Annotated in this window: 18 protein-coding genes and 1 rRNA gene; 7 read left to right on the top strand and 12 right to left on the bottom strand. The window is 70.9% G+C overall.

Features of this window, described 5'->3' with window-relative positions; genetic code table 11:
* Positions 1–19 precede the first annotated feature (19 nt).
* Both E9998_RS24855 and E9998_RS24850 read right to left on the bottom strand, forming a co-directional pair.
* Positions 20–1357, bottom strand: a complete 1338-nt coding sequence (locus E9998_RS24855) for an ABC transporter substrate-binding protein (protein WP_136532445.1) — start codon at positions 1355–1357, stop codon at positions 20–22.
* 397 nt (positions 1358–1754) lie between these two features.
* Positions 1755–4340 carry a GNAT family N-acetyltransferase gene (locus tag E9998_RS24850; protein WP_136532444.1) on the bottom strand — a complete coding sequence of 862 codons (2586 nt, stop codon included), beginning with the start codon at positions 4338–4340 and terminating at the stop codon, positions 1755–1757.
* Positions 4341–4396: 56 nt separating this feature from the next.
* On the opposite strand from E9998_RS24850, the gene E9998_RS24845 reads away from it, so the two are divergent.
* The gene (locus E9998_RS24845; protein ID WP_136532443.1) at positions 4397–5113 is read left to right on the top strand and encodes a siderophore-interacting protein; all 717 of its coding nucleotides are present in this window, start codon (positions 4397–4399) and stop codon (positions 5111–5113) included.
* On the opposite strand, the gene E9998_RS24840 is transcribed toward E9998_RS24845, so the two are convergent.
* Positions 5098–5925: a hypothetical protein gene (locus E9998_RS24840; RefSeq protein WP_136532442.1), complete on the bottom strand. Its 828-nt coding sequence runs from the start codon at positions 5923–5925 to the stop codon at positions 5098–5100. The two genes, E9998_RS24845 and E9998_RS24840, sit on opposite strands and share 16 nt — an antisense overlap.
* A gap of 11 nt (positions 5926–5936) precedes the next feature.
* Entirely contained in the window at positions 5937–6722 is a 786-nt protein-coding gene (locus E9998_RS24835; protein WP_136532441.1) for a hypothetical protein, read from the bottom strand.
* A gap of 13 nt (positions 6723–6735) precedes the next feature.
* Between E9998_RS24835 and E9998_RS24830 the strand changes: the two genes are divergently transcribed.
* Positions 6736–7656: a hypothetical protein gene (locus tag E9998_RS24830; protein WP_136532440.1), complete on the top strand. Its 921-nt coding sequence runs from the start codon at positions 6736–6738 to the stop codon at positions 7654–7656.
* 57 nt (positions 7657–7713) lie between these two features.
* Here the strand turns inward: E9998_RS24830 and E9998_RS24825 are convergent, their stop codons facing one another.
* Positions 7714–8355, bottom strand: a complete 642-nt coding sequence (locus E9998_RS24825) for a TetR/AcrR family transcriptional regulator (RefSeq protein WP_136532439.1) — start codon at positions 8353–8355, stop codon at positions 7714–7716.
* A gap of 109 nt (positions 8356–8464) precedes the next feature.
* On the opposite strand from E9998_RS24825, the gene E9998_RS24820 reads away from it, so the two are divergent.
* Together E9998_RS24820 and E9998_RS24815 are read left to right on the top strand one after the other, a co-directional pair.
* Positions 8465–9913 (top strand): MFS transporter, encoded by a 1449-nt coding sequence (locus E9998_RS24820; protein ID WP_136532438.1) that lies wholly within the window; start codon positions 8465–8467, stop codon positions 9911–9913.
* A gap of 85 nt (positions 9914–9998) precedes the next feature.
* Complete coding sequence (locus E9998_RS24815) at positions 9999–10259, top strand: hypothetical protein (protein ID WP_136532437.1); 261 nt, start codon at positions 9999–10001, stop codon at positions 10257–10259.
* Positions 10260–10311: 52 nt separating this feature from the next.
* Here E9998_RS24815 and E9998_RS24810 read toward each other — a convergent pair whose 3' ends face one another.
* Both E9998_RS24810 and E9998_RS24805 read right to left on the bottom strand, forming a co-directional pair.
* A complete protein-coding gene (locus tag E9998_RS24810) occupies positions 10312–10602 on the bottom strand; it encodes a type II toxin-antitoxin system RelE family toxin (protein ID WP_204745645.1) in 291 nt (96 codons plus the stop codon).
* On the bottom strand, positions 10599–10886 hold the full coding sequence (locus tag E9998_RS24805) for a type II toxin-antitoxin system Phd/YefM family antitoxin (RefSeq protein WP_240037748.1): 288 nt from the start codon (positions 10884–10886) through the stop codon (positions 10599–10601). The genes E9998_RS24810 and E9998_RS24805 overlap by 4 nt, the downstream gene beginning before the upstream one ends.
* Positions 10887–11096: 210 nt before the next feature.
* Between E9998_RS24805 and E9998_RS24800 the strand changes: the two genes are divergently transcribed.
* Both E9998_RS24800 and E9998_RS24795 read left to right on the top strand, forming a co-directional pair.
* Positions 11097–11921: an NAD(P)H-binding protein gene (locus E9998_RS24800; RefSeq protein WP_136532436.1), complete on the top strand. Its 825-nt coding sequence runs from the start codon at positions 11097–11099 to the stop codon at positions 11919–11921.
* Between the two features lie 280 nt (positions 11922–12201).
* The gene (locus E9998_RS24795) at positions 12202–13359 is read left to right on the top strand and encodes a S1 family peptidase (RefSeq protein ID WP_136532435.1); all 1158 of its coding nucleotides are present in this window, start codon (positions 12202–12204) and stop codon (positions 13357–13359) included.
* Positions 13360–13430: 71 nt separating this feature from the next.
* On the opposite strand, the gene E9998_RS24790 is transcribed toward E9998_RS24795, so the two are convergent.
* From E9998_RS24790 to E9998_RS26915, 4 genes are all read right to left on the bottom strand, one after another.
* On the bottom strand, positions 13431–14561 hold the full coding sequence (locus E9998_RS24790; RefSeq protein ID WP_136532434.1) for a DNA glycosylase AlkZ-like family protein: 1131 nt from the start codon (positions 14559–14561) through the stop codon (positions 13431–13433).
* A 412-nt stretch (positions 14562–14973) separates the two neighbouring features.
* A complete protein-coding gene (locus E9998_RS24785) occupies positions 14974–15249 on the bottom strand; it encodes a DUF2277 domain-containing protein (RefSeq protein WP_136532433.1) in 276 nt (91 codons plus the stop codon).
* Between the two features lie 200 nt (positions 15250–15449).
* Positions 15450–16994 carry a gamma-glutamyltransferase family protein gene (locus tag E9998_RS24780; RefSeq protein ID WP_136532432.1) on the bottom strand — a complete coding sequence of 515 codons (1545 nt, stop codon included), beginning with the start codon at positions 16992–16994 and terminating at the stop codon, positions 15450–15452.
* Between the two features lie 139 nt (positions 16995–17133).
* Positions 17134–18279, bottom strand: a complete 1146-nt coding sequence (locus tag E9998_RS26915) for a tetratricopeptide repeat protein (protein ID WP_136532431.1) — start codon at positions 18277–18279, stop codon at positions 17134–17136.
* Between the two features lie 255 nt (positions 18280–18534).
* On the opposite strand from E9998_RS26915, the gene E9998_RS24770 reads away from it, so the two are divergent.
* On the top strand, positions 18535–19668 hold the full coding sequence (locus E9998_RS24770) for a hypothetical protein (protein ID WP_136532430.1): 1134 nt from the start codon (positions 18535–18537) through the stop codon (positions 19666–19668).
* Positions 19669–19785: 117 nt separating this feature from the next.
* Here E9998_RS24770 and rrf read toward each other — a convergent pair.
* Positions 19786–19902: ribosomal RNA gene (gene rrf, locus E9998_RS24765) — 5S ribosomal RNA — on the bottom strand.
* Positions 19903–19991: the final 89 nt, after the last annotated feature.

Raw genomic sequence — 19991 nt, 5'->3', positions numbered from 1 at the left:
GCGGCTTCGGTGGAGGTGGTCACCCCGCGATCGCCTGCTTCGACTCCTCGACGAACTGCGCGGCGCCGTCGGCGGGGGTCTGCCTCCCGAACTCGACCTCGACGGCGATGACGTCGAGGATGTCGGCGATGGCGCTGCCGCCGGGCGGGTACGTGTAGGAGCGCGGCAGCTCCTCCTCCTGGAGGCCCTGGAGGTACTCGGTGGCGAGCTGGTCGTCCGGTTCGAGCGAGTCCTTGATCTCCTCGGCCACCGACGAGTTCGCCGGGACGCCGCGGGTGGTGCCCGTCGCGAGCGAGGCCTCGGGGTCGGTGGTGAGGAAGTCGAGCAGCTTGATCGCCTCCTCGGGGTGCTTCGAGGCCGCGGCGACCGACCACAGGTGCGGGCAGTCGACGGACTGGCCGCGGCGCACCGCCTGGGACTCGCCGGGGATGCGCAGCAGCGCGAGGTTCCCGCCGCACGCGGCGTTGTACCCGAGGAAGTTGTTGGTGGGGATGATCTGCGAGGCGAGCTTGCCCTGGGCGATGTAGGACTGGTCGGGGCCGCCGCCGATCTCCTCGAAGAACCCGGCGGGCGGGTAGGCGCCGGACTGGCGCATCCCGTCGATGAGCTCGAACCAGGACTGGGTCGTGGCCGCCGAGATGCCGAGTTCCCCTGCCTCCGTGAAGAAGTCCTCGCCCTGCTGGCGGCAGTAGACGACGATGTTGGCGAGGGTCTGGGCGTCGAAGCCGGTGCCGTAGACCTCGCCGCCGCTGGCGTCGGAGACGGTCTGCGCGAAGGCCGCGAGGTCGTCCCAGCTCCAGGTGTCGCCGTCGGGGATCGCGGCGCCGTACTGCTCGGCGAGGTCCTTGCGGATGATGAAGCCGATGGCGTTGAGCCCGGCCGGGACGCCGAAGACGCTGTCGCCCACCGCGGCGAGCGTCGCCGCGCTGTCGGAGAGTCCACTGAGGTCGATGCTGTCGCCGTACTCGTTGAGGTCGAGGAGCGCGTCGCGGTCGGCGTACTCGCGCAGGCTGTCCATGCGCATCGCCATGAGGTCGGGGGCGTCGCCCGCGGCGAAGCGCGTGGCGAGCTTGTCCTGGTAGGGGCCCGAGTCCTGGTACTCGATCTCGATCTTCACGCCCTCGTTCTGCTCCAGGAAGATGTCGAGCGCCGCCTGGGTCTTCTCGGCCCGGGTGGCGTCGCCCCACCAGACCATGTTGAGGGTGACGCCGTCGCCCGAGTCGTCGTCGCCTCCGCCGCCGAAGCCGCGGCCGCAGGCGGCCAGCGCGGGCGCGGCGGCGAGGCCGAGGCCGGCGGCCTTCATGAGTCCGCGGCGGCTGAGGTCGGCGCGGGGGGTGGGGGGTTGTTCTGTGGTCACGCTTGCGGTCCCTTCGAGGGGCGGTCCGTGGTATCGATCGGACTCGATGATTCGGGTCAGGTTAGGGCTGGTGGACTAGTTATGTCAAGTCATGAAAGAAATTAAGTCAGGGTTACCGCAAACCATTGACCGCAATCCGGCGGGCTGCTTAGACTGACCCGGACTTCACCGACTCCTGGGCCGCTCCCTCCCGGAGGCGGCGCCTTCGACCCGTACTTCCACCGCCACCGCCTCGCCCCGGCCCGGGCGGTCCCCGGCCTGGTGAGGGAGTTCAGCGGCCCGCAGCCCGAGATTGGGACCTGAGCTGCACCGCCGCTGAACACCAGGAGCGGCCCCCGGCAACTGCCGGGGGCCGCTTTACGTCCGGAGAGGAGCCCGTTCCAGGGCCGGGCGGGCCTCAGAGGCAGGCGGCGTCCTCGCGGCGCAGGAAGGCGAGGCGCGCGGTCTTGTCGGGCAGCTCGATCTCGGACCCGAGCGTGAACCCGGTGCGGCGCAGCCGGGCCCGGGCCTGGTCGTTGCGCGTGTCCGGTTCGACCACGATCCGCAGGTTCGCGGGGTCCTCGAACAGGTACTCGGCGAGGACGCCCATGAGCGCGCCGGTGAACCCGGGGCGGGCCCGGTCGCGTGCGGCGGCGACCAGCAGGTGCGCGCCGATGTCGCCGGGCTCGACCTCGTAGCACTCGCCGACGGGGTCGGCCTCGGGCCGGTAGGTCTGGAACAGGGCGATCGGCTCGTCGTCGCGGGAGACGAGGAAGGCGTGGTGGGTCTCCAGCGCGTCGAGGTACTCGTAGATCGCGAGCACGTGTTCGCGCGAGTGGCCCGTCATGCCCCAGAAGCGGGCCCGCTCCTCGGTGACCCAGCCGTAGACGAGGTCGAGGTCCTCGGCGGGCCGCAGCGGCGCGATGGTCACCGTGCCGAAGCCGGGCGCCTTCCGCTCGAAGACGGCGGTCCGGTCGCTCATGCGGTACTCCTCTTCCATTGCGTCCCAGTCGGTCACGACGGGGACGAGTTCGCCGCCGCGCCACAGCGGGTGCTGGTCGCCGTGGTGGGGGCCGGGAACGCCCGACGCTCCGAAGGGGACGATCCAGCGGCTCTGCGAGCGGTCGGCGAGGTCCCAGACCCAGCGGGCTGCGGGCCCGCGCGAGAACCGCTCGGTGACGCCGGGGGCGCCCGAGGCGGCCAGGACGCAGTCCGCGTCGCCCGCATACCCGCCGGTGGATTCGGGCCAGGGTTCGCCGAAGGGCAGGTCCTGCCAGGGTTCGAGCCGATGGGCCTCGCCCCACGGGAGCCGTTCGGCGCCCGCGGCCTCCTCGAGCGCGTCGCGGATCGCGCGGTCCCTGTCCGGGGCCGCGACGTAGTCGAGGACGTGTGGGAGGGCGAACGCGATGCGGGGGGCGAGCGCGAGCGAGGGCGCGAACACCGGCGGCGCGTCGGCCGCCTCCCGGAGCCGATCGAACTGCGGCAGCGCGGCGAGGTGTCGCACGATGGCGGACCGGAACGTCGCGAAGCCCTGCGCCGCAAAGCTGTCGGCGTCCATGCGGCGGTTCCAGGCCAGCAGCTCGTCCCGCAGTGCGGCGGCTTCCGGGCCGAGATCGAGTCCAGGTAGCAGATCCAGGAGCACGCCCGCGGTCAGCGCGAGGGTGTCCGTGTGGATCGCGGCCATGTCCTCGGCGGTCCAGTCCGAGCGGGCGTCGAGGAGCGCGCGGATGCGGTCGGCGCGGTGGGGCGGGCAGAACTCGACGCCGAGCGGCGCGGAGAGGCCGCGGTCGTTCGCCATGACGGCGATGCGGTCGACCTCGCTGCGGTGCATGGGCTTCCAGCCGTCCCATCGATGCCGGGTCTCCCAGGCGGGGACCGGAACACGGAGGTTCGCCTTGTCGCGGTCGGGGACGCGTCCCGCCGTCCGGTGCAGTAGGCCGCCGTCGGTGTCGGCGGCCATGACGACGTTGACGGGCAGAGCCCAGGCGTCGAAGGCGGCGTCCACATCGGCCACGGTGCGGGCCCGGAGCAGGCGGGGCAGCGCCGCGAAGCCCAGGTCGGGGTCGGCCTGGAGCGGGCTGCGCAGGCTCAATGCCCCGCGCGCGTCCTCCACGACGACCGGTCCGCGGGCGGTCGCCACGGCCTCGACGACGACCGGCGCTCCCCCGGCGACCTCGATGGTCTCCGTCCAGGTCTCGGCGGGCTCCCAGCCTTCGGTGCCGAACGCCTCGATGGTCCCGTCCTCGTTGCGGCGCAGGCGTTCCTCGTAGGCGTCCTGGGTGTCGGCCATGGCGTTGGTGATGCCCCACGCCACGGTCCCGGCGTGTCCGAAGTGGGCGATCCCGGGGATTCCGGGCATGGCGAGGCCGACCACGTCGAACTCGTCGCAGGCCAGGTGGATCTGCTGGTAGCAGCCGGGCAGTTGGAGGAAGCGGTGCGGGTCCCCGGCGAGGAGCGGGCGCCCCGAAGCGGTCACGGCGCCGTCGAGGAGCCAGCCGTTGGAGCCGACGGGCTCGGGTCCTTCCATCGCGAAGTGGTCGACGGCCTCTTCCCCGCAGGCCTCGGCGACGCGGCGGCGCCAGAGCTTCGCGCCGAAACCGCCGCCGAAGAGCAGGTGCTCGGCGTGCCAGACGGCGAGCGGCGTCCACGGGTCCCACGGTTCGGGGAGGGCGTCGAGTTCGGGGGCGCGTTCGGCACCGGTCGGCATGGCGGCGTTGACGCCCCGCACGTAGGCGCCGACCCACTCGGCCGTCGCCGGGTCGAGCGCGGCGAACGCCGCCTTGGCGGCGCTTTCGATGCGGGCCTGGCGGACGAGACGGTCCCAGTGGAGCCAGCGCTCGCCGATGAGGGCCGAGGCGGTGCCGTGCGCGCGGCGCCGGAGGTTCTCCAGCTGCCAGGCCCGGTCGGTGGCGGCGTTCCAGCCCTGGGCGTACGCCAGCGCGTCCGCGTCGGAGGCCCGCAGGTGCGGGATGCCCCAGGCGTCCCGGTAGCAGATGAAGTCCATAATTAGGTTAGTCTAACCTAAGCTTTTCATCGCTCATGTTTCGAGGAAGGGCCCGCATGGGACACGGCTGGGAAGGCGCGGTACTGAAGCTGCTGCGCGCCAAGGACTTCAAGTTCACCGTCACCGGCGCCGAGCAGGTGACGGACCACTACCGGCGCCTGTCGTTCACCGACGGCGGCCTCCTCGCCGAGCTCCCGGTGCACCCCACGATGTGGGTCCGGCTGTGGTTCGACGACGGCGGCAAGCCCCACCAGCGCGGCTACACCCTGGTCGACCCTGACGCAGACAAGGGCGTCTTCGACATCGAGTTCGCCCTCCACCAAGGGATCGCGTGCGACTGGGCCCGCACCGCCGAGCCCGGCGACACCATCGCCGCCACCGTCTACGGCACCGGCTTCGCCCCCCTCGACCCCGCACCCGGCCGCCTCTTCATCGTCGGCGACGCCGCCTCCCTCCCGGCCGTCAACTCCCTCCTCGACGCCCACCCCGAGACCCCGGCGACCATCTGGTTCGAGACCACCGACGACGACGCCCTCCCCTTCCGCACCGACCCCGCCCGCCACGACCTCCGCCCCGTCCCCCGCGGCCCCGACGGCGACGCCCTGGTCGCGAAAGTCCGCGAAGACCTGCCCGAACTCCTGGAGTCCACCACCGACCCGTACATGTGGGTCGCGGCCGAAGCGAAGTCCACCCGGACCCTGGCCGCCTACGCCCGCAAGGAACTCGGCATCCCGAAGACCCGGTTCCACGCCCTGGCCTACTGGCGCTCCTGACCCTTCGAGAGGTCGGCCCACCCCGCGCGGGCGATCTGGTCGCGCAACGTCGTCGTCGGCGGCTTGAACCGGAACGACACCTCGCGTCCTTCGAACGGCGTCTTCGGGTCGGCCGACCACTCGACCGGCCGCCAGAACCTCGGATGCTCCCAGCTCTGCGTCACCACGCCGACCGCCTCGCCGTCCACGAGCACGGTCCACTCGCGCCGCCCGCCCCGGACCGGCGGGAGGTACTGCGCCTCCAAGACGTCTTTTACGGCCTCGGACAGTGTGAGAGCCTCGCTCGGTTCGACCTCGACCGACGTGGTGCCGTCTTCCATCCCCGCGAACCTCGAACGGGTGCGCCCCGGTCCGGGATCGGTTCGGGGCCCGATGGCATCGTTGTCGGTTCGAAGCCCTCCGAAGGCCCACATCACCCAGGTCAAAATCATCATTCCATGCCATGAAGCCACCATCAGCGCGGCGGAGAAGCCGGGTCGGGAGGCGATCTGGGGCTGGATCGCCTGGGCCGGGACGATCAGTGAGAAAAGCAAAGGAGTCACGAACAGGTTGGTCATGCCTTCGGGGATCCGCAGTGCCTCCGGAATGCTGATCCGCCCGAGCCGTCCACCGTCTGCGAACGCCCGGAAGCTCTTCGAGAACAGCAGGCCGAACATGGCAGTGATCGTCATACCGATTGCGCAGAGGAACTCCGAGATGGATCCCCCGCTCGCAATCCACGCGGCCAGCATTCCGATCGGCAGGACGACCGCCAGGAGCCATGCATACTGCCAGAACAGGACCGGGCCGAATCGGCGGATCGCGTCACGCATATCGAAAGTCCTCAGCATTCCGGGAGTGCGGCGATGGTGATCTGGGCGTTCACAGCATCACCGTGGATCTTGGTCGCCTGAAGCACCGCCGGGCAGAAGGCTTCGGCCCGCGAGAACAGCCTGCCCGCTTCACCCTCGGTGGCGAGCGTCGTCGCGATCCAGTCCAGGGCCGCAGCCGTGTCGACTCCGGTGATCGCGGCGGCATAGAAGCAGGTTCCGAAGAACAGGGCGGAGAATTCGTCCGTCGGTCCGAACGCGTGGCAGGCGAACCAGGCGACCTCGTCGCCTTCGAAGCCGATGGCCGCGGTCAGCTCCGTCATCCCGAGGTGCCGACTCCCGATGGCGTAGGAGTCGAACTCGTCGTCGAAGACGAGCATCGCACTGGGCCTTTCGGTCTGCCGCGCACCGTCGTCCACCCACTCAAGATCGAACGGCGCCAACGCCTCCCGCCATTCCTCCAGTCCGATCGGGGTCGGCAGGGTGCCGACGAAGTCGGGGCGCACCACATCGCCGATCGTGGTCGGCTCCGGTGGCGGTTCGTCCTGGACTCGGAGGTAGATGCCGGTTCCGGCGAAGAGCAGGAACGCAAGGAACAGTCCGCCGGCGCGGGCACGCGCGGACGGGAGTCGGAAGCCGAGGGGGCGCAGCGGGGTCTCCAGTTGTGAGGCGAGGGCAGTGAGCAAAGTGTATTGCTTCCGGCGAGCGGATGCGGACCCCGAACGCGGCCGTGGCCGGTCCGCAAGGAGGCCGGGTTCCCGCTGGTTGAGCGGGTTATCCCGATCGGTCACTTTGTTCATATAGGATGCCGACGTGATCGACCCCCCAAGTGAGAACGCCCCTTCGGCGTTGCCCCCCACGCCCAGCGAGCCCCCGCAGCAGCCGCCCACCCAGCCCAGCATCGAGGCCCGGCCCGACCTCCTGCCGCAGGCCCACCCGGTTCCGCCGAACACCGTGCAGATGCAGCCGGTCCCGTACGGCCCGTATGCACCCGCGGACATGCCCGTCGCCCCGCCGCCGCCGGCGAGTCCGTTCCGCTACCTGCTCATCGTGCTCGTGGTGGTCCTCATCGCGGGCGCGGGTGCGGCGGGGTACTTCCTGCTCGGCGGCGACGACGAGGGCGGCGACGCGGCCTTCGAAGCCGTCACCTCAGGCGAGGAGACCTCAAGCGCCGCACCGGAAGCCGAAGCGACCACCGAGGAGGCGCCGGCCTTCGAGTCCTCCGGCGCGATGATCCCGGTCGCGTCCGTGGGCTCTCAGACCCCCGTCCCCAGCGACACCTGGGAACTGCGTGAGGGCCCCGGCTCCGAGGGCGCCGACCTGAACGACATGAGCATCTACGTGATCCAGTACGAGGAGAGCTGGTTCGCGAACATCCTCATCGGCACCTACAACGTCGCCGACCTGCCGTACGACAGCGCCGCGATGACCGAGATCGCCACCGAGCTGACCTCGTTCTGGTCGGAGCAGTCGGCCGCGAGCGGCGTGAACGGCATCGTCTCCGTCCCGCAGATCACCGAGACCACCGTGGACGGACGCCCGGCGGTCCTCGGCGAGGCCACCGCCTCCTGGGACTCCACCGAACTCAGCCCCGACAAGTCCGAGCGGGTCATCACCTTCCTGGTCGACGTCGACGGCGTCAACGCCCTCTACGCCCAAGCCTGGATCCCCGAATCGGCCGACGCCGAGTACGACGCAGTGGTGGCGGCCCTCCTGGCCACGACCTTCGCCTGACCGACCGAAAAGGACCCGGCGAGGCCGCCGGGTCCTTTTCGCTTGCGGCCCAGGGATTCAAGCGGTGACGTCGGCGAGGTAGAGGCCGACGATCGCGTCGACGAGGCCGGCGCCCGCGTCGTGCCAGGTGGCGCGGGCGGTGGGGGCGCCAGCGGCGAGGGCCGATTCGCGGACGGCAGGGACGATGATCATGAGCTCGCGCACCATCTCGTCGCGTTCGGCGCGCACCCGGGGCGGCAGGTCGGCAAGGCACCGGTCGAGGCCGGACTTGACGTGCCGGAGTGAGGAGGCCGCGAACGCCTCCTCTTCGACGATTGGGCGCAGGCCGGGGTCGGTCAGGACCTGGGCGGCGAAGCGCGCGAACCAGGTCGGGTCGCCGAGGGAGCCGAGGTGGTCCATGGTCGGGAGCACGAAGCACTCGACCCAGTCGCGGAGCCCGCCGGTCGCGCCGACGGCCGCGATGCGGGCGACGCGCAGGCGCTCGATGGGCTCGCGGTGCCGAAGCACGATCGCGCGCACGAGGTCGGCCTTGGCGCCGAAGTGGTAGCCGACGGCGGTGTTGTTGCCCTGGCCGGCGGCCTCGGAGATCTGGCGGCCGGAGACGGCGGCGACGCCGTGCTCGGCGAAGAGCCGTTCGGCGGCGGACAGGATCGTCTCGCGGGTGGCCGCGACGCGCGCCGCCCTCGTCGTGCCGGTCATTGCGCCTCCTCTGGTGTGACCCTCATTAAACCTGCAGCGCTAGCCGTAAGTCAAGCACCTGACTTAATATTAGCGGGCCAACACCGCCAACAGGACGGAACACCGACCGATGTCACAGGCACCCGCGCCCTCGGCCACGCGCGCCGCGAAGCCGAACGGCGTCATCGCCGTCCTCGCCTTCGCCGGGATCGTGGTCTCGCTCATGCAGACCTTCGTCATCCCGCTCCTGCCCGAACTCCCCGAACTGCTCGACGCCTCCGCCGCCGACACCTCGTGGGCCGTCACCGCGACCCTCCTGGCCGGCGCCATCGCCACGCCCGTCGTCGGCCGCCTCGGCGACATGTTCGGCAAGCGCCGGATGCTGCTGGTGAGCCTCGGCCTCCTCACCGCCGGGTCGGTCGTCGCCGCGCTCCGCGCGAACCTCCCGGTCTTCATCGCCGGACGCGCGCTCCAAGGCCTCGCCGCCGGCGTGATCCCCCTGGGCATCAGCATCATGCGCGACGAACTGCCCAAGGCCCGCCTCGCCGGGGCGATGGCCCTCATGAGCGCCTCCCTCGGCATCGGCGGCGCACTCGGCCTCCCGGCCGCCGCCCTGCTCGCCGACCACGCCGACTGGCACGTCCTCTTCTGGGTCGCCGCCGGCGCGGGCCTGGCCTGCCTCGGGCTCGTCGCCGCGATCGTCCCCGAATCGGACGTGCGCTCGGGCGGCCGCTTCGACCTCGTCGGCGCACTCGGCCTCTCCGCCGGGCTCTTCGCAATGCTCCTGGCGATCTCCAAGGGCGCCGACTGGGGCTGGACCAGCGCGCCCACGCTCGGCCTCGCCATCGCCGCCGTTGTCATCCTTCTGGCCTGGGGCGCATGGGAACTGCGCGCACGCCAACCGCTGGTCGACCTGCGGACGACCGTGCGCCGCCAAGTGCTCGTCACCAACCTCGCCTCGGTGGTCTTCGGCTTCGCGATGCTCGCCATGTCGCTGGTCCTCCCCCAGCTGCTCCAGCTCCCCGAGGCCACCGGCGTCGGCTTCGGGCAGTCGATGCTCACCGTCGGCCTCGTCATGGCCCCCTCCGGGCTCGTCATGATGGCCATGTCCCCGATCTCGGCGCGCATCACCAACAGCCGGGGCCCCAAGACGACCCTCATGGCCGGCGCCGTCATCGTCGCCGCCGCCTACGCGCTCGCCGCGGTCTTCATGGCCGAGATCTGGCAGCTCGTGGCCGTCGCCGCGATCATGGGCGCGGGAATGGGCCTCGCCTACGGCGCGATGCCCGCCCTCATCATCGGCGCCACGCCGGTCTCCGAGACCGCCGCCGCCAACAGCCTGAACACGCTCATGCGCTCCATCGGCACCTCGGTCTCCAGCGCCGTCGCCGGCGTCATCCTCGCCCACATGACCGCCGACTTCGGCGGCGTCCCGCTGCCGACCCAGGACGCGTTCCGGCTCATCCTCGGCATCGCCTCCGGCGCCGCCCTCGTCGCCCTCGCCGTCGCCGCGTTCCTCCCCGGCCGCAAAGCCGCCGAACCGGAACCCGAACCCGTCCCGGTCGCCGCCGCGGCCTGAACCGCCCGCGCGGCACGCCCCCGCGCGCCCCGACGCCCTCTATGTTGAACGGAGACAGCGCAGTCCCCCCGAGAGGAGCCTCCCCATGTCGAGCCCGGCCGAGATCAAGGCGCAGATCCAAGGCGCCATCGAGCAGGTCCAGGAGGCCATGGGCGCCGTCGGCGGCGCCCAATCCCAGGCCGACACCGCCATCGGCGCCGCCACCGCCGCCACCCAGGACACCGCCAGCCCCCTCCCCGCCGAAGCCCTCTCCCAATGGCAGCAGGCCAAAGACCGCCTCGACGAAGCCCTCACCCTCTTCCAAGGCGGCGCCGACTCCCTAGAGCAGTACGCCAACTCGATCTGAACAACGCGGTGGCGAACCCGCCCGGGTCCGCCACCGCGTTGTTCAGAATCCTCTATTTCCCCTTGTAGACGCTGCTTCGGTGACCGATGCCGATGCCGATGCCGATGCCGATCACGATGACGATGAGCACCCCGTCATCGATCCGGTAGACGACACGCCAGTCGCCGACGCGGATGCGCCACCTGTCATCGTGCCCCTTGAGCTTCTTGACGCCGTCTGGGCGTGGATTCGACTGGAGTTTGTCGAGCGCGAGAACGACTCGGGTCCGCACCGGCTTATCGAGCTTGGCAAGTTGCTTCTGCGCCTCCTCGTTGAACTCCACACGGTATTGCAGATCGGTCACGCTTTGCCCTCGCCGAAATCCTCGGCGTACTCGGCGAGTACTTCAGCCAGCGTCTTTCGGGGCTTCCCGCCCTGCGCTTCCTCGGACTGGTCGGCGAGCAGGTTCAGATAGGCGTCCTCAGCCTCTTCGAGCATGTCGGCCTCATCGATCGGCACCACCGCCGCGATTCGCTTCCCCGCGCGAGTGATGACCGTACGGGCGCCGGTGTAGGCCACCTCGTTGAGCACGTCCGCGAGGTGAATCCGCAGTTCACCGACCGATATCTCATTCATGACATCAACCATGCCACAACCGTATGACTTGTACAAGCCATACCATCGGAAGACACGCCGAGCGGTACACAGGTTTCACGAGAACCAGCTGCCGAAGTACAGGCCGTCGCCCGCCTCGACGGGCGGCACTCGAACTCGCGACCCCGATATTGGAATAGATCGTTCCGCTCTGTTATACTTGGAACAAGTCATTCCGTTCCATGTTCTTCGCGAGGAGTCCCCATGCGCATCCTGATCACCGGAGCCACCGGAACCGTCGGCAGCAACGTCGTCGAGCAGCTGGCGGCGCTCGATCCGTCCGCTGAGCTGCACGCCCTCACCCGCAACCCCGAGGCCGTGCTCCCCGAGGGCGTCGAAGCGGTCGTCGGCGACCTCGCCGAGCCCGCGACGCTCACCGAGGCGTTCAAGGACGTCGACGCCGTCCACTTCATCAACTTCGCCGGGGACCAGAACGGCCCGATCCCCGACCCGGCCGCGGTCGTGGCGCTCGCCGAGCAGGCGGGCGTGCGGCGCGCAACCGTCCTCGGCGGCATCGCCGAAGGCCCGCTCGAACAGAGCCTCGAAGCCAGCGCCATCGCGGTCACCTACCTCCACCCGGTCGAGTTCATGTCGAACGTGCTCATGTGGTGGGCCGCCCCGATCAAGGCCGAAGGCGCGATCCGCGAGCCCTTCGGCGACCGCCGCAGCGCGATGGTCCACCCCGCCGACATCGGCGCCGTCGCCGCGAGGGTCCTCCTCGAAGGCGGCCACGAGGGCGAGTCGCTCCTCATCACCGGCCCCGAGGTCGTCACGATCCGCGCGAAGGTCCGCGTCCTGGGCGAGGCGATCGGCCGCGAGATCAAGTTCACCGAGCTCACCGTCGAAGAGGCGCACGAGAAGTGGCGCGGCGAGGGCATGAACGAGGGCGTGATCGCCTTCCTCACCGAGGCGCTCGGGAACACCCCCGAGGAGGGGATGACGGTGGTGGACACCGTCGAGCGCATCACCGGCCGCCCGGCCCGCGGTTTCGCCGAGTGGGCCGCCGAGCACGCCGAGGCCTTCCGCTGATCGACCGCGCCGAGGACGCCGCCCCGAACGGGGCGGCGTCCTTTTTCAGCGTGATGCTGTGATTGCAGGGTCTCGTTAGCATTCCTGAAACAACACACCACTTAGACCGATATTCACTGAATTACTTGCATCTTTAACTTTTATCGGTTTGGCTCTAATCTCCTTGTATGGCCTGCGTCACCGAATCCGACGTCCCATCATCGTCGGGCCCGGTGCGCCCGGCCGTGGCGGCCGTCCCCCCGACGGCCGTCGATGCCCTCACCCGAAAGGCATACATCAGATGAAACGCCAACGCGTACTGGCGGTCACCGCCGCCAGCGCCATCGCAACAGCGCTCACCCTCGGCACCGCCGGCACCCCGGCCTCCGCCGAAATCCTCGACGCCAAGGCCGCGGAGGCCCGCGCCGAGCTCACCGGCAAGGTCGCCCCGGGCCTGGTCGAGGAGCTCGCGGACACCTTCGGCATCACCGAATCCGAGGCGTACGACCGCCTCGCCGTCGAGGCCGTCGCCGCCGACCTGCTCGAAGAGGTCCCCGACTCGATCGAGGACTCCTATGCGGGCCTTTGGATCGCGGAGGACGCCGACGAGATCTTCGTCGCCACGACCGACGCCTCCGACACGAACGAGCTGCGCGCCGAGGGTGCCACCCCGGTCCTCGTCGAGCACGACCTCGCCGCACTGGAGGCGGCCGCGAGCACCCTTGACCGGCTCGCGGTCGACGGCCACTTCGGACACTACATCGACCTCGCCGCGAACACCCTGGTGATCGAGGCGGCCGACGTCGAGGCCGCCGACGCGGTCGTCGCGGCCTCGGGCGTCGACCCGGCGCTCATCACCGTCGAGACCGGCGCCGACGCGCCGGAGCCCTACTACGTGCGCGGCGGCGACGCGTACATCGTCGAGAACTCCTGGCGCTGCTCGGTGGGCTTCGCGGTCCGCCGCGGCTCGACCCCCGGGTTCGTGACCGCCGGCCACTGCGGTTCGGCGGGCGACCAGGTCACCTCCGGCCAGGCCGCACCGGGCACCTTCCAGGCCTCGGTGTTCCCCGGCTCCGACCGGGCGTGGGTCGCGGTGGGCGCCAGCGAGCCCCTGTACAACCAGGTGAACATGTACTCGGGCACCCGCTACGTCTACAACGCGAACCAGGCGGCGGTCGGCTCGTCCATCTGCCGCTCGGGCTCGACCACCGGCTGGCACTGCGGCACCGTGCAGGCGTTCAACCAGACCGTCTACTACGCCGAGGGCACCGTCCGCGGGCTGACGCGCACCAACGTGTGCGCCGAGCCCGGCGACTCGGGCGGCTCGTTCATCACCGGCAACAGCGCCCAGGGCATGACCTCGGGCGGCTCGGGGAACTGCTCCTCGGGCGGCACGACGTACTTCCAGCCGATCGGACCCGCCCTGAGCGCCTGGAGCCTGACGCTCGTGACGAGTTAGCAAGTCCGGCAAGTAAGAAGGAGGGCCCTTCCATCGAGGGGCCCTCCTTCGCCGTCCAACGGCCGATCCGGCTACGCCGGTTCGAGCGGCCGCGGCTCGGCCTTCCAGCGCACTCCGGCGCCGACCCAGGCGGCGGCGCGTTCGACGGCGGCGTGCAGGTGCTCGCGGTCGGCGCGGGCGTCGTCCCACTCAGCCGCCTCCACCACGAGCTCGCCGTTGCTACGGCGCAGCGCGACCCGGCCGGGCAGGTCGCTCCCGACGAAGATCGGCAGGCAGTAGTACCCGAAGGTCCGCTGCGGCTCGGGCACGTAGATCTCGATCTTCCAGCCGTGGCCCCACAGGCGGTCCATGCGCTCGCGCAGCCAAACGAGCTGGTCGAACATCGAGACCGCCACGGGCCGTTCGGCACCGGTGATGCGCCCGCGGCGCACCTGCGGGTCGATCCAGGCCTTGGTCTTCCAGCCCTCGACGGCGACCTGCTCGGTCTCCAGCTCGCGCAGGACCCGCTCGGTCTCGGCGATCTTGAGGCGGAAGTAGTCGGCGACGTCCTTGGTGGTGCCCACGCCGAGGTTGCGCAGTGCAGTGGTCACCATGTATCGCAGGCACGCCTCGTCGTCGGCGTCCCAGAGGTGCTCGGCGGGGATGGCGCGCTCGGCGAGCTGGTAGACGCGCTTGAACCCGACGCGGTGTGTGCATGCGACCTCGCCGAACCACAACAGGCGCTCCACGGCGTGCTTGTGGTCGGTGCGGTGGTTCCAGCTGTCGCCCATGTTGCCGGTGCCGAGGTCGCGGTGCATGGCGCCGGAAGGGAAGTCGGAGACGGTGATCGCACCGCGCTCGGCGAGGAGCGCGAGCACCTCCGCCTCGGCGACCGCGAGCGAGTCGTCCTCGTACCGCTCGCGCCACGCGCGGCGTCGCCGCGCGAGATAGGGCCAAGCCGAAACCGGCAGCAGCGACATCGCGTGCGCCCAGTACTCGAACGCCACCGGGCTCCGGCGCCGTTCGAGGCTGCGCACGGCCTCCTCAACGTCGAGGTCCCGCGAGAGCAGCGTCAGCTCATGCGCGCGCCGGACCGCCGAGATCGTGTCGAGCTGTATGCACCCCAGGCGTTCGAGCACGGTCTTGAAGCGGGTCGCCTTGGGCCGCAACTGGGCGGCCAGGGCGATCCGCCGCGCATCGGACAGCCGCATCGACTCGGGCACTGGACCGGTCCTCTCACCTCACCGACAATCGACCCGACGCTACCCCCAGGGTCCGACATCCCCCACGGCCCCGTCCGCCCGATCCGCCCCAAGACCCCTGTCGCACCCACCGGGCACCCTTGAAACCGGGGGCGCCTCAATCGCGACACGCCCGACCCCGGGGCACGCAAACCCGCCTCACCGAACCGCACCTCCCCCGATCGACCCGGCGAAGCTCTCCCAGAACGATCACGCACGCCCGTCCGGAAACCGACATCGGGACGAGGTCGCTTCGGGGCGTGACGTGCGAAGCTCCCGCGAGACGATCGCTCACGCCCATACCGAAGCCGGCACCGAAACGCGGCCGCTCCGGAACCTAACGGTCCGCCGTCGAACCGCGCGTCTCGATCAGCGCTGCGATCCGCAGCCCGCCTCAGCTTGCGGTGCCGAAGCGTTCGGCCGCCCGGGCCTTCGCCTTGGCGGCCTCCTCCTCGCGGTCGCGGGGCGCGGCCGTGGTCACCAGCGAGTCCAGCAGCTCCCGGGTCGCGGCCGCGACCGCCTCGACCGCCTTGTCGAACGCCTCCTCGTTGGCCTTCGACGGACTCGTCGACCCGCTGAGCTTGCGAACGTACTGGAGCGCCGCGGCCGCGACCTCCTCGTCGGTCGCGGGCGGCTCGAAATTGAACAGGGTTCGAATGCTTCGGCACATGCCTCCAGCATCGCACGCCGCACCGACTGAAAGGCCCGCCGCGAACGGCCTCGGCACGCACCTAGCCGCCCGCTCACCGCGAAATCGGCCGCGTCAAGGAGCCCGCGAACAGCAGAGGCGCGGGCCGAACCACCGCCCGCCGAGGAACCCGAGAACACCAGCGGCGCGGCCGGAACCCGACCGCGCCGCCGATGCTTCGCCTAGTTCGGCGCGTACGCCGCGGTGCCCGTCTCGGCCCGCGGGTCCGCCGCGCCCTCGACATGGCCCTCGCCGTCGACCTCGATGAGGTGCGCGTGCCCGAAACCGCTCCCCGCGGCCGCCCACTCCGTCGCATGGCCGCGCTCGCTCAGCCCGGCGCTCCACGCCTCGGGCGCACCCGTCTCCAGCTCGACGTCGATGTCGTACACACCCGTCCACGTCCCGAACCCGGTCTCGCCCGGGTGCAGCCGCCACCGCGGCGCGGCCACGGCCGCCTCCACCGACTCGCCGCCGTGCAGCACGCGCGCGATGAGCTGCGAGACGATCTGCGGCTGCGAGTCACCGCCCATCGAGCCGGCCACGAGCCGCAGCGTCCCGTCGGGCCTGGTCACCAGCGCCGGCACCAGCGTGTGCGGCGGGCGCTTCCCGGGCCCGAACTCCGCCGGGTGGCCCGGCGTCAGGTTGAACCCGGTGCCGCGGTTCTGGAGGCCGATCCCGGTGCGCGGCTCGAACAACCACGTCCCGAACCCGGCCGCGTTCGACTGGATGTAGGAAACGCCCATGCCGTTCCCGTCGAGCACCGCCATGTACGTGGTCCCGCCCGCGGCCTGGTGCACCGGCACCTCGGCCTTCCGGTCCGGGTCGATCAGCGCGGCCCGCTCGGCCGCCGAGGCCAGCAGGTCCGACACGTCGGCGCCCTCGAACAGCCGCTCGGGCCGGTCGTGGCCCGCCTGCCGGGCGGCCTCGACCAGGTAGTGCGCCCACAGCGGGTCGCCCGCGTCCACCGGCAGGTCCAGGCGGTCGGCGATCGCCAGCGCGAGCAGCAGCAGGTACCCCTGCGAGTTCGGGGCGGCGGCCCAGACGCGGTGCCCGAAGGCCTCCACGCTCAGCGGCTCCTCCCAGTCGGCATGGGACGCTGCGAGATCGGCCTCGGTGAACAGCCCCTTGCCGAGCTCCACGAGCCCCTGCCCGAAGTCGCCGAGGTAGAAGCCGTCGCGGCCCTGCTCGGCGGTCGCGCGCAGCGCGGCGGCGGTCCGCTCGCGGGTCACGGTCGAACCCGCTTCGAGGCCCACCAGGTCCTCGGCGCCCTCGACGCCTTCCACGATCGCCCCGGCCTTCGCGAGCATCGCCGTGGCGGGCCAGCCGCCCGCGGCCAGGGCGATCGCCGGCGCCAGCAGCTCGGCCATCGGCACGGTGCCGTAGCGCTCGTGCAGCGCGAACCAGCCGTCGACGCAGCCGGGGACGGTCGCCGAGCGCAGGTCGTTCCGGAACGGCATCGCGGTGTAGCCCTCGGCGCGCAGACCCTCGGGGTCGGCGCCGGAACCGGCGCGGCCCGAGGCGTTCAGATACGCCGGTGTCGCCTCGCCGGGCACGTGAACGAGTGCGAACAGGTCCCCGCCGAGCCCGCACAGGTGCGGAGCAACGACGGTCAGCGCCGTACCGGCGGCGATCGCGGCGTCGACGGCGTTGCCGCCCTTCGCGAGCACGTCGCGTCCGATACCGCTGACGAGCGGATCGACCGAACAGACCACACCCTGATCGACCACGGGGCCTCCTTCTTCGCGACCGCCGGGCCGAGGGCCCGCGCGGGGGTTGGGATCGGGCCGGACCGCAGGTCCGGCATCGCCCGAAGCCTACCTTGCCGCACGGCTAGTAGCGACCGGCCGCGTTCCGGCCGCCGACCGGTCACTCCCCGTCCGGCCCGCCGCTCCAGTTCCCCCTCGCCTGCCAGACCCACCCGGCGTACGCGACCACCAGCACCCCGAGCACCCCGAGGTGCTGCAACCCCGAGGGCTCCCCGACCAGCATCGCCGCCGTTCCGGCCAGCACCAGGACCAGCCGTGCCGCGAGCCCCGCGAACCGCGCCCGGCGCCCCCTCGCGACCAGGTCCCGGCGGCACTCGGCCGGCAGCACCGCGACCGAACGGGTCCACGCCGCCGCGAAGCCGAGGACCACGGCACCGGCGAGCACCGCCGATCCGGGCAGCGGCGTCGGAAGGACCCAGTCGGCGACGTTGAGCACGACCGGTGCCCGCAGCGCCCACTCGTACCAGCGCCACGGCCACCGCCACAGCGTCCCGGCGTAGACGTCCTCCGACTCGTCGATCATGTCCGGGTCCACGGGGTCCGCCGCGGCCGCGATCGCGACCGACTCGCGCGCGAGCCGCACTCCCGCGCTGAACCGTCCCCGCGTCTGGAGCAGTTCCGCGAGGTCGTCGCGCACCCCGACGCTGCCCGGGTCGAGCGCGAGGGCCCGTTCGAAATGCTCCTGCGCGAGCCGGTGCCGCAGGTGGTGGTCGTAGATCCGCCCGGCCGTCTGGTGCACCCACGCGTCGTCGGGCGCGAGCGCCACCGCCTTGCGCACCAACTCCCGCGTATCGGCGAAGTCCGCGTCCTCGCTCTGGATCGAGGCCAGCCGCATGTGGTACTGCCCGTTGTCCGGAGAGAGTTCAACAGCCCGCCACAGCGTCGCCGCGGCCTCCTCTTGCCGCTCCAGTTCGAAGAGCACGTTGGCGCGCAACCACAGTGCGTCGGCGTTCTCCGGCTCCTCCGCAACGGCCCGATCGGTCCAGGTCAGCGCCTCCTCCTGCCTGTCGGCCTCGTGCAGGCACCAGGCCAGCAGCAGCTGCGAGACCGACCCGGGCCCGTAGCGTTCGATGCCCTGCTCCAGCACCGCCGCGGCACCGGCGTGGTCGCCCGCGTCGATCAGCTCGTTCGCGCGGCCGTCCACGGCCCCGGAGACAAACCCCGGCCAGGTCCTCTCGACCGCCTTGAGCACCCGGCCGGCGGCGCGCTGTACCGGGATCTCGGACGGATTGTTGGCGTCGCTCATGCTCGGCTCCGGAAACGGTCGGCAACAGGGGGCCCGACCAGGTTAGAAGGCCGTCGCACGGCGTGAAGACGACGGCCCCGATCCCCTGCCCGGCAACCCCTCCCGACGATTGTTCTCCGACGCACACCCGCTGCGGGGTTCGCAAGCCGTGAACTGGCAATAACATAGAGGCGGACCGCGTCCACGCGTACGCCCAACTCTCTTGTACCGTGGAGTGACCGCGGTGGGGACGACAGGAAAGATCGGAACTGGTCAATGGAAGAGCCAACACAGCCTGCTGACTCAGCCGGGCCGATCTCGTCGACGGTGCACCGCTGGCGACGGCTCGCCGTCCGCCACGACCTCGAGTGGAGCGAGCTCCTGCTCATCGCCCTCAACCTGTACGGGTTGCGCGGCAACAACACCGAGGGCATGCGCCTGCGCCTGAACTCCGAGGACGAGGAGTTCATGCTGGTCCTGCCGGCCGATCGCGCGACCTCGCCGTTCAGCCTCCGCGCCCACGTCGACCCCTCCTCGCCGCAGCACGGCCTCAGCGAGCTGTGCGTCGACGGCACCCCGGTCGCCGAGATCATCGAAGCCGAACCCGGCGAAGAGGTCCGCGGCTACCTGCGCGCCGAGGGTACCGCGGCCACACTGCTCCTCCAGACCGGCGTGGAATCGGCCGACCTCGTGAAGTGCTACCGCGACCTGTTGCAGGCCTTGGCCTCCGACCTGTCCGACGACGAGCCGCACCTGTTCGACGAGGTGACGCTCTCCGCGGGCGGCGCCCACGAGGAGTCCCTCGTCGTCGAGCACCTGGTGGCCGTCCGCGAGGCCATGACCTCCGAAGGACTCCCCGAGACGACCACCCTCGGGGTCCTGACCCCGGCGCTGCGCAGCGGTTCGGCCTTCGCCGAACTCGCCGCCAAGGTCGGCCCGGTCCTGCTCTTCCTGACCACCGAGACCTTCGAAGACGACGGCGCCGCCGACGAGTCCGAGCCTTCCGTCCCCGAGGACGCCGCGGCCGCCGACCCCGTCGTCCCGCCCGCGAACCACCAGTCCGAGCGACTCTCCGAGATCCTCGCTGCGGCCCGCGAGGCCGGGCACCGGACCTCGTTCACCTACACGGTCGGCAGCGAACCGCTCGACGAGATGCGCGCCTGGCTGCTCCCCCTCGCGGAGCAGACCACCATGTGGCCCTCGCTGACGATCCTCCCCGCCGAATCCCCGGTCGACGACTCCCAGCACATCGCGGCCCCGGACGAACGCCTCGACTTCTTCCTGGAGGCCAGGCGCCTCCTCGAACAGATCTTCGCCCCCACCGAGCTCCGCCCGCAACCCTGGCGCTGCTACCGAGGCCTCTGGTACCGCCAACACGCCGGCGAACACCTCGACGGCCCCTACGTCTAAGAGCAACGAGAAAGGCCCCTACCGTTTCCGGTAGGGGCCTTTCTCATCATCTCGCCCGTGTATTCAGGGCAAACGGAAAGGCCCGACACTGTGTGTCGGGCCTTTCCCTCAGTTCATGTTTGGCGGTGTCCTGCTCTCCCACACCCTCTCGAGTGCAGTACCATCGGCGCTGGAAGCCGTAACGACCGGGTTCGGAATGGGACCGAGTGTGACACTTCCGCTGTCACCACCAAACAAACCTGCGACCAACACGAACCACACGATCAACAACCCACCCTTACAGGTGGTGCGATCAAGTCCGGGCGTGTTGCCTCAGAATCGCA

It is taken from the genome of Glycomyces paridis (genome assembly GCF_004912155.1).
Classification (GTDB): domain Bacteria; phylum Actinomycetota; class Actinomycetes; order Mycobacteriales; family Micromonosporaceae; genus Glycomyces; species Glycomyces paridis.
Note: the sequence above shows the minus strand (reverse complement) of the source record. Positions and strands in the feature narration are given on the sequence as shown.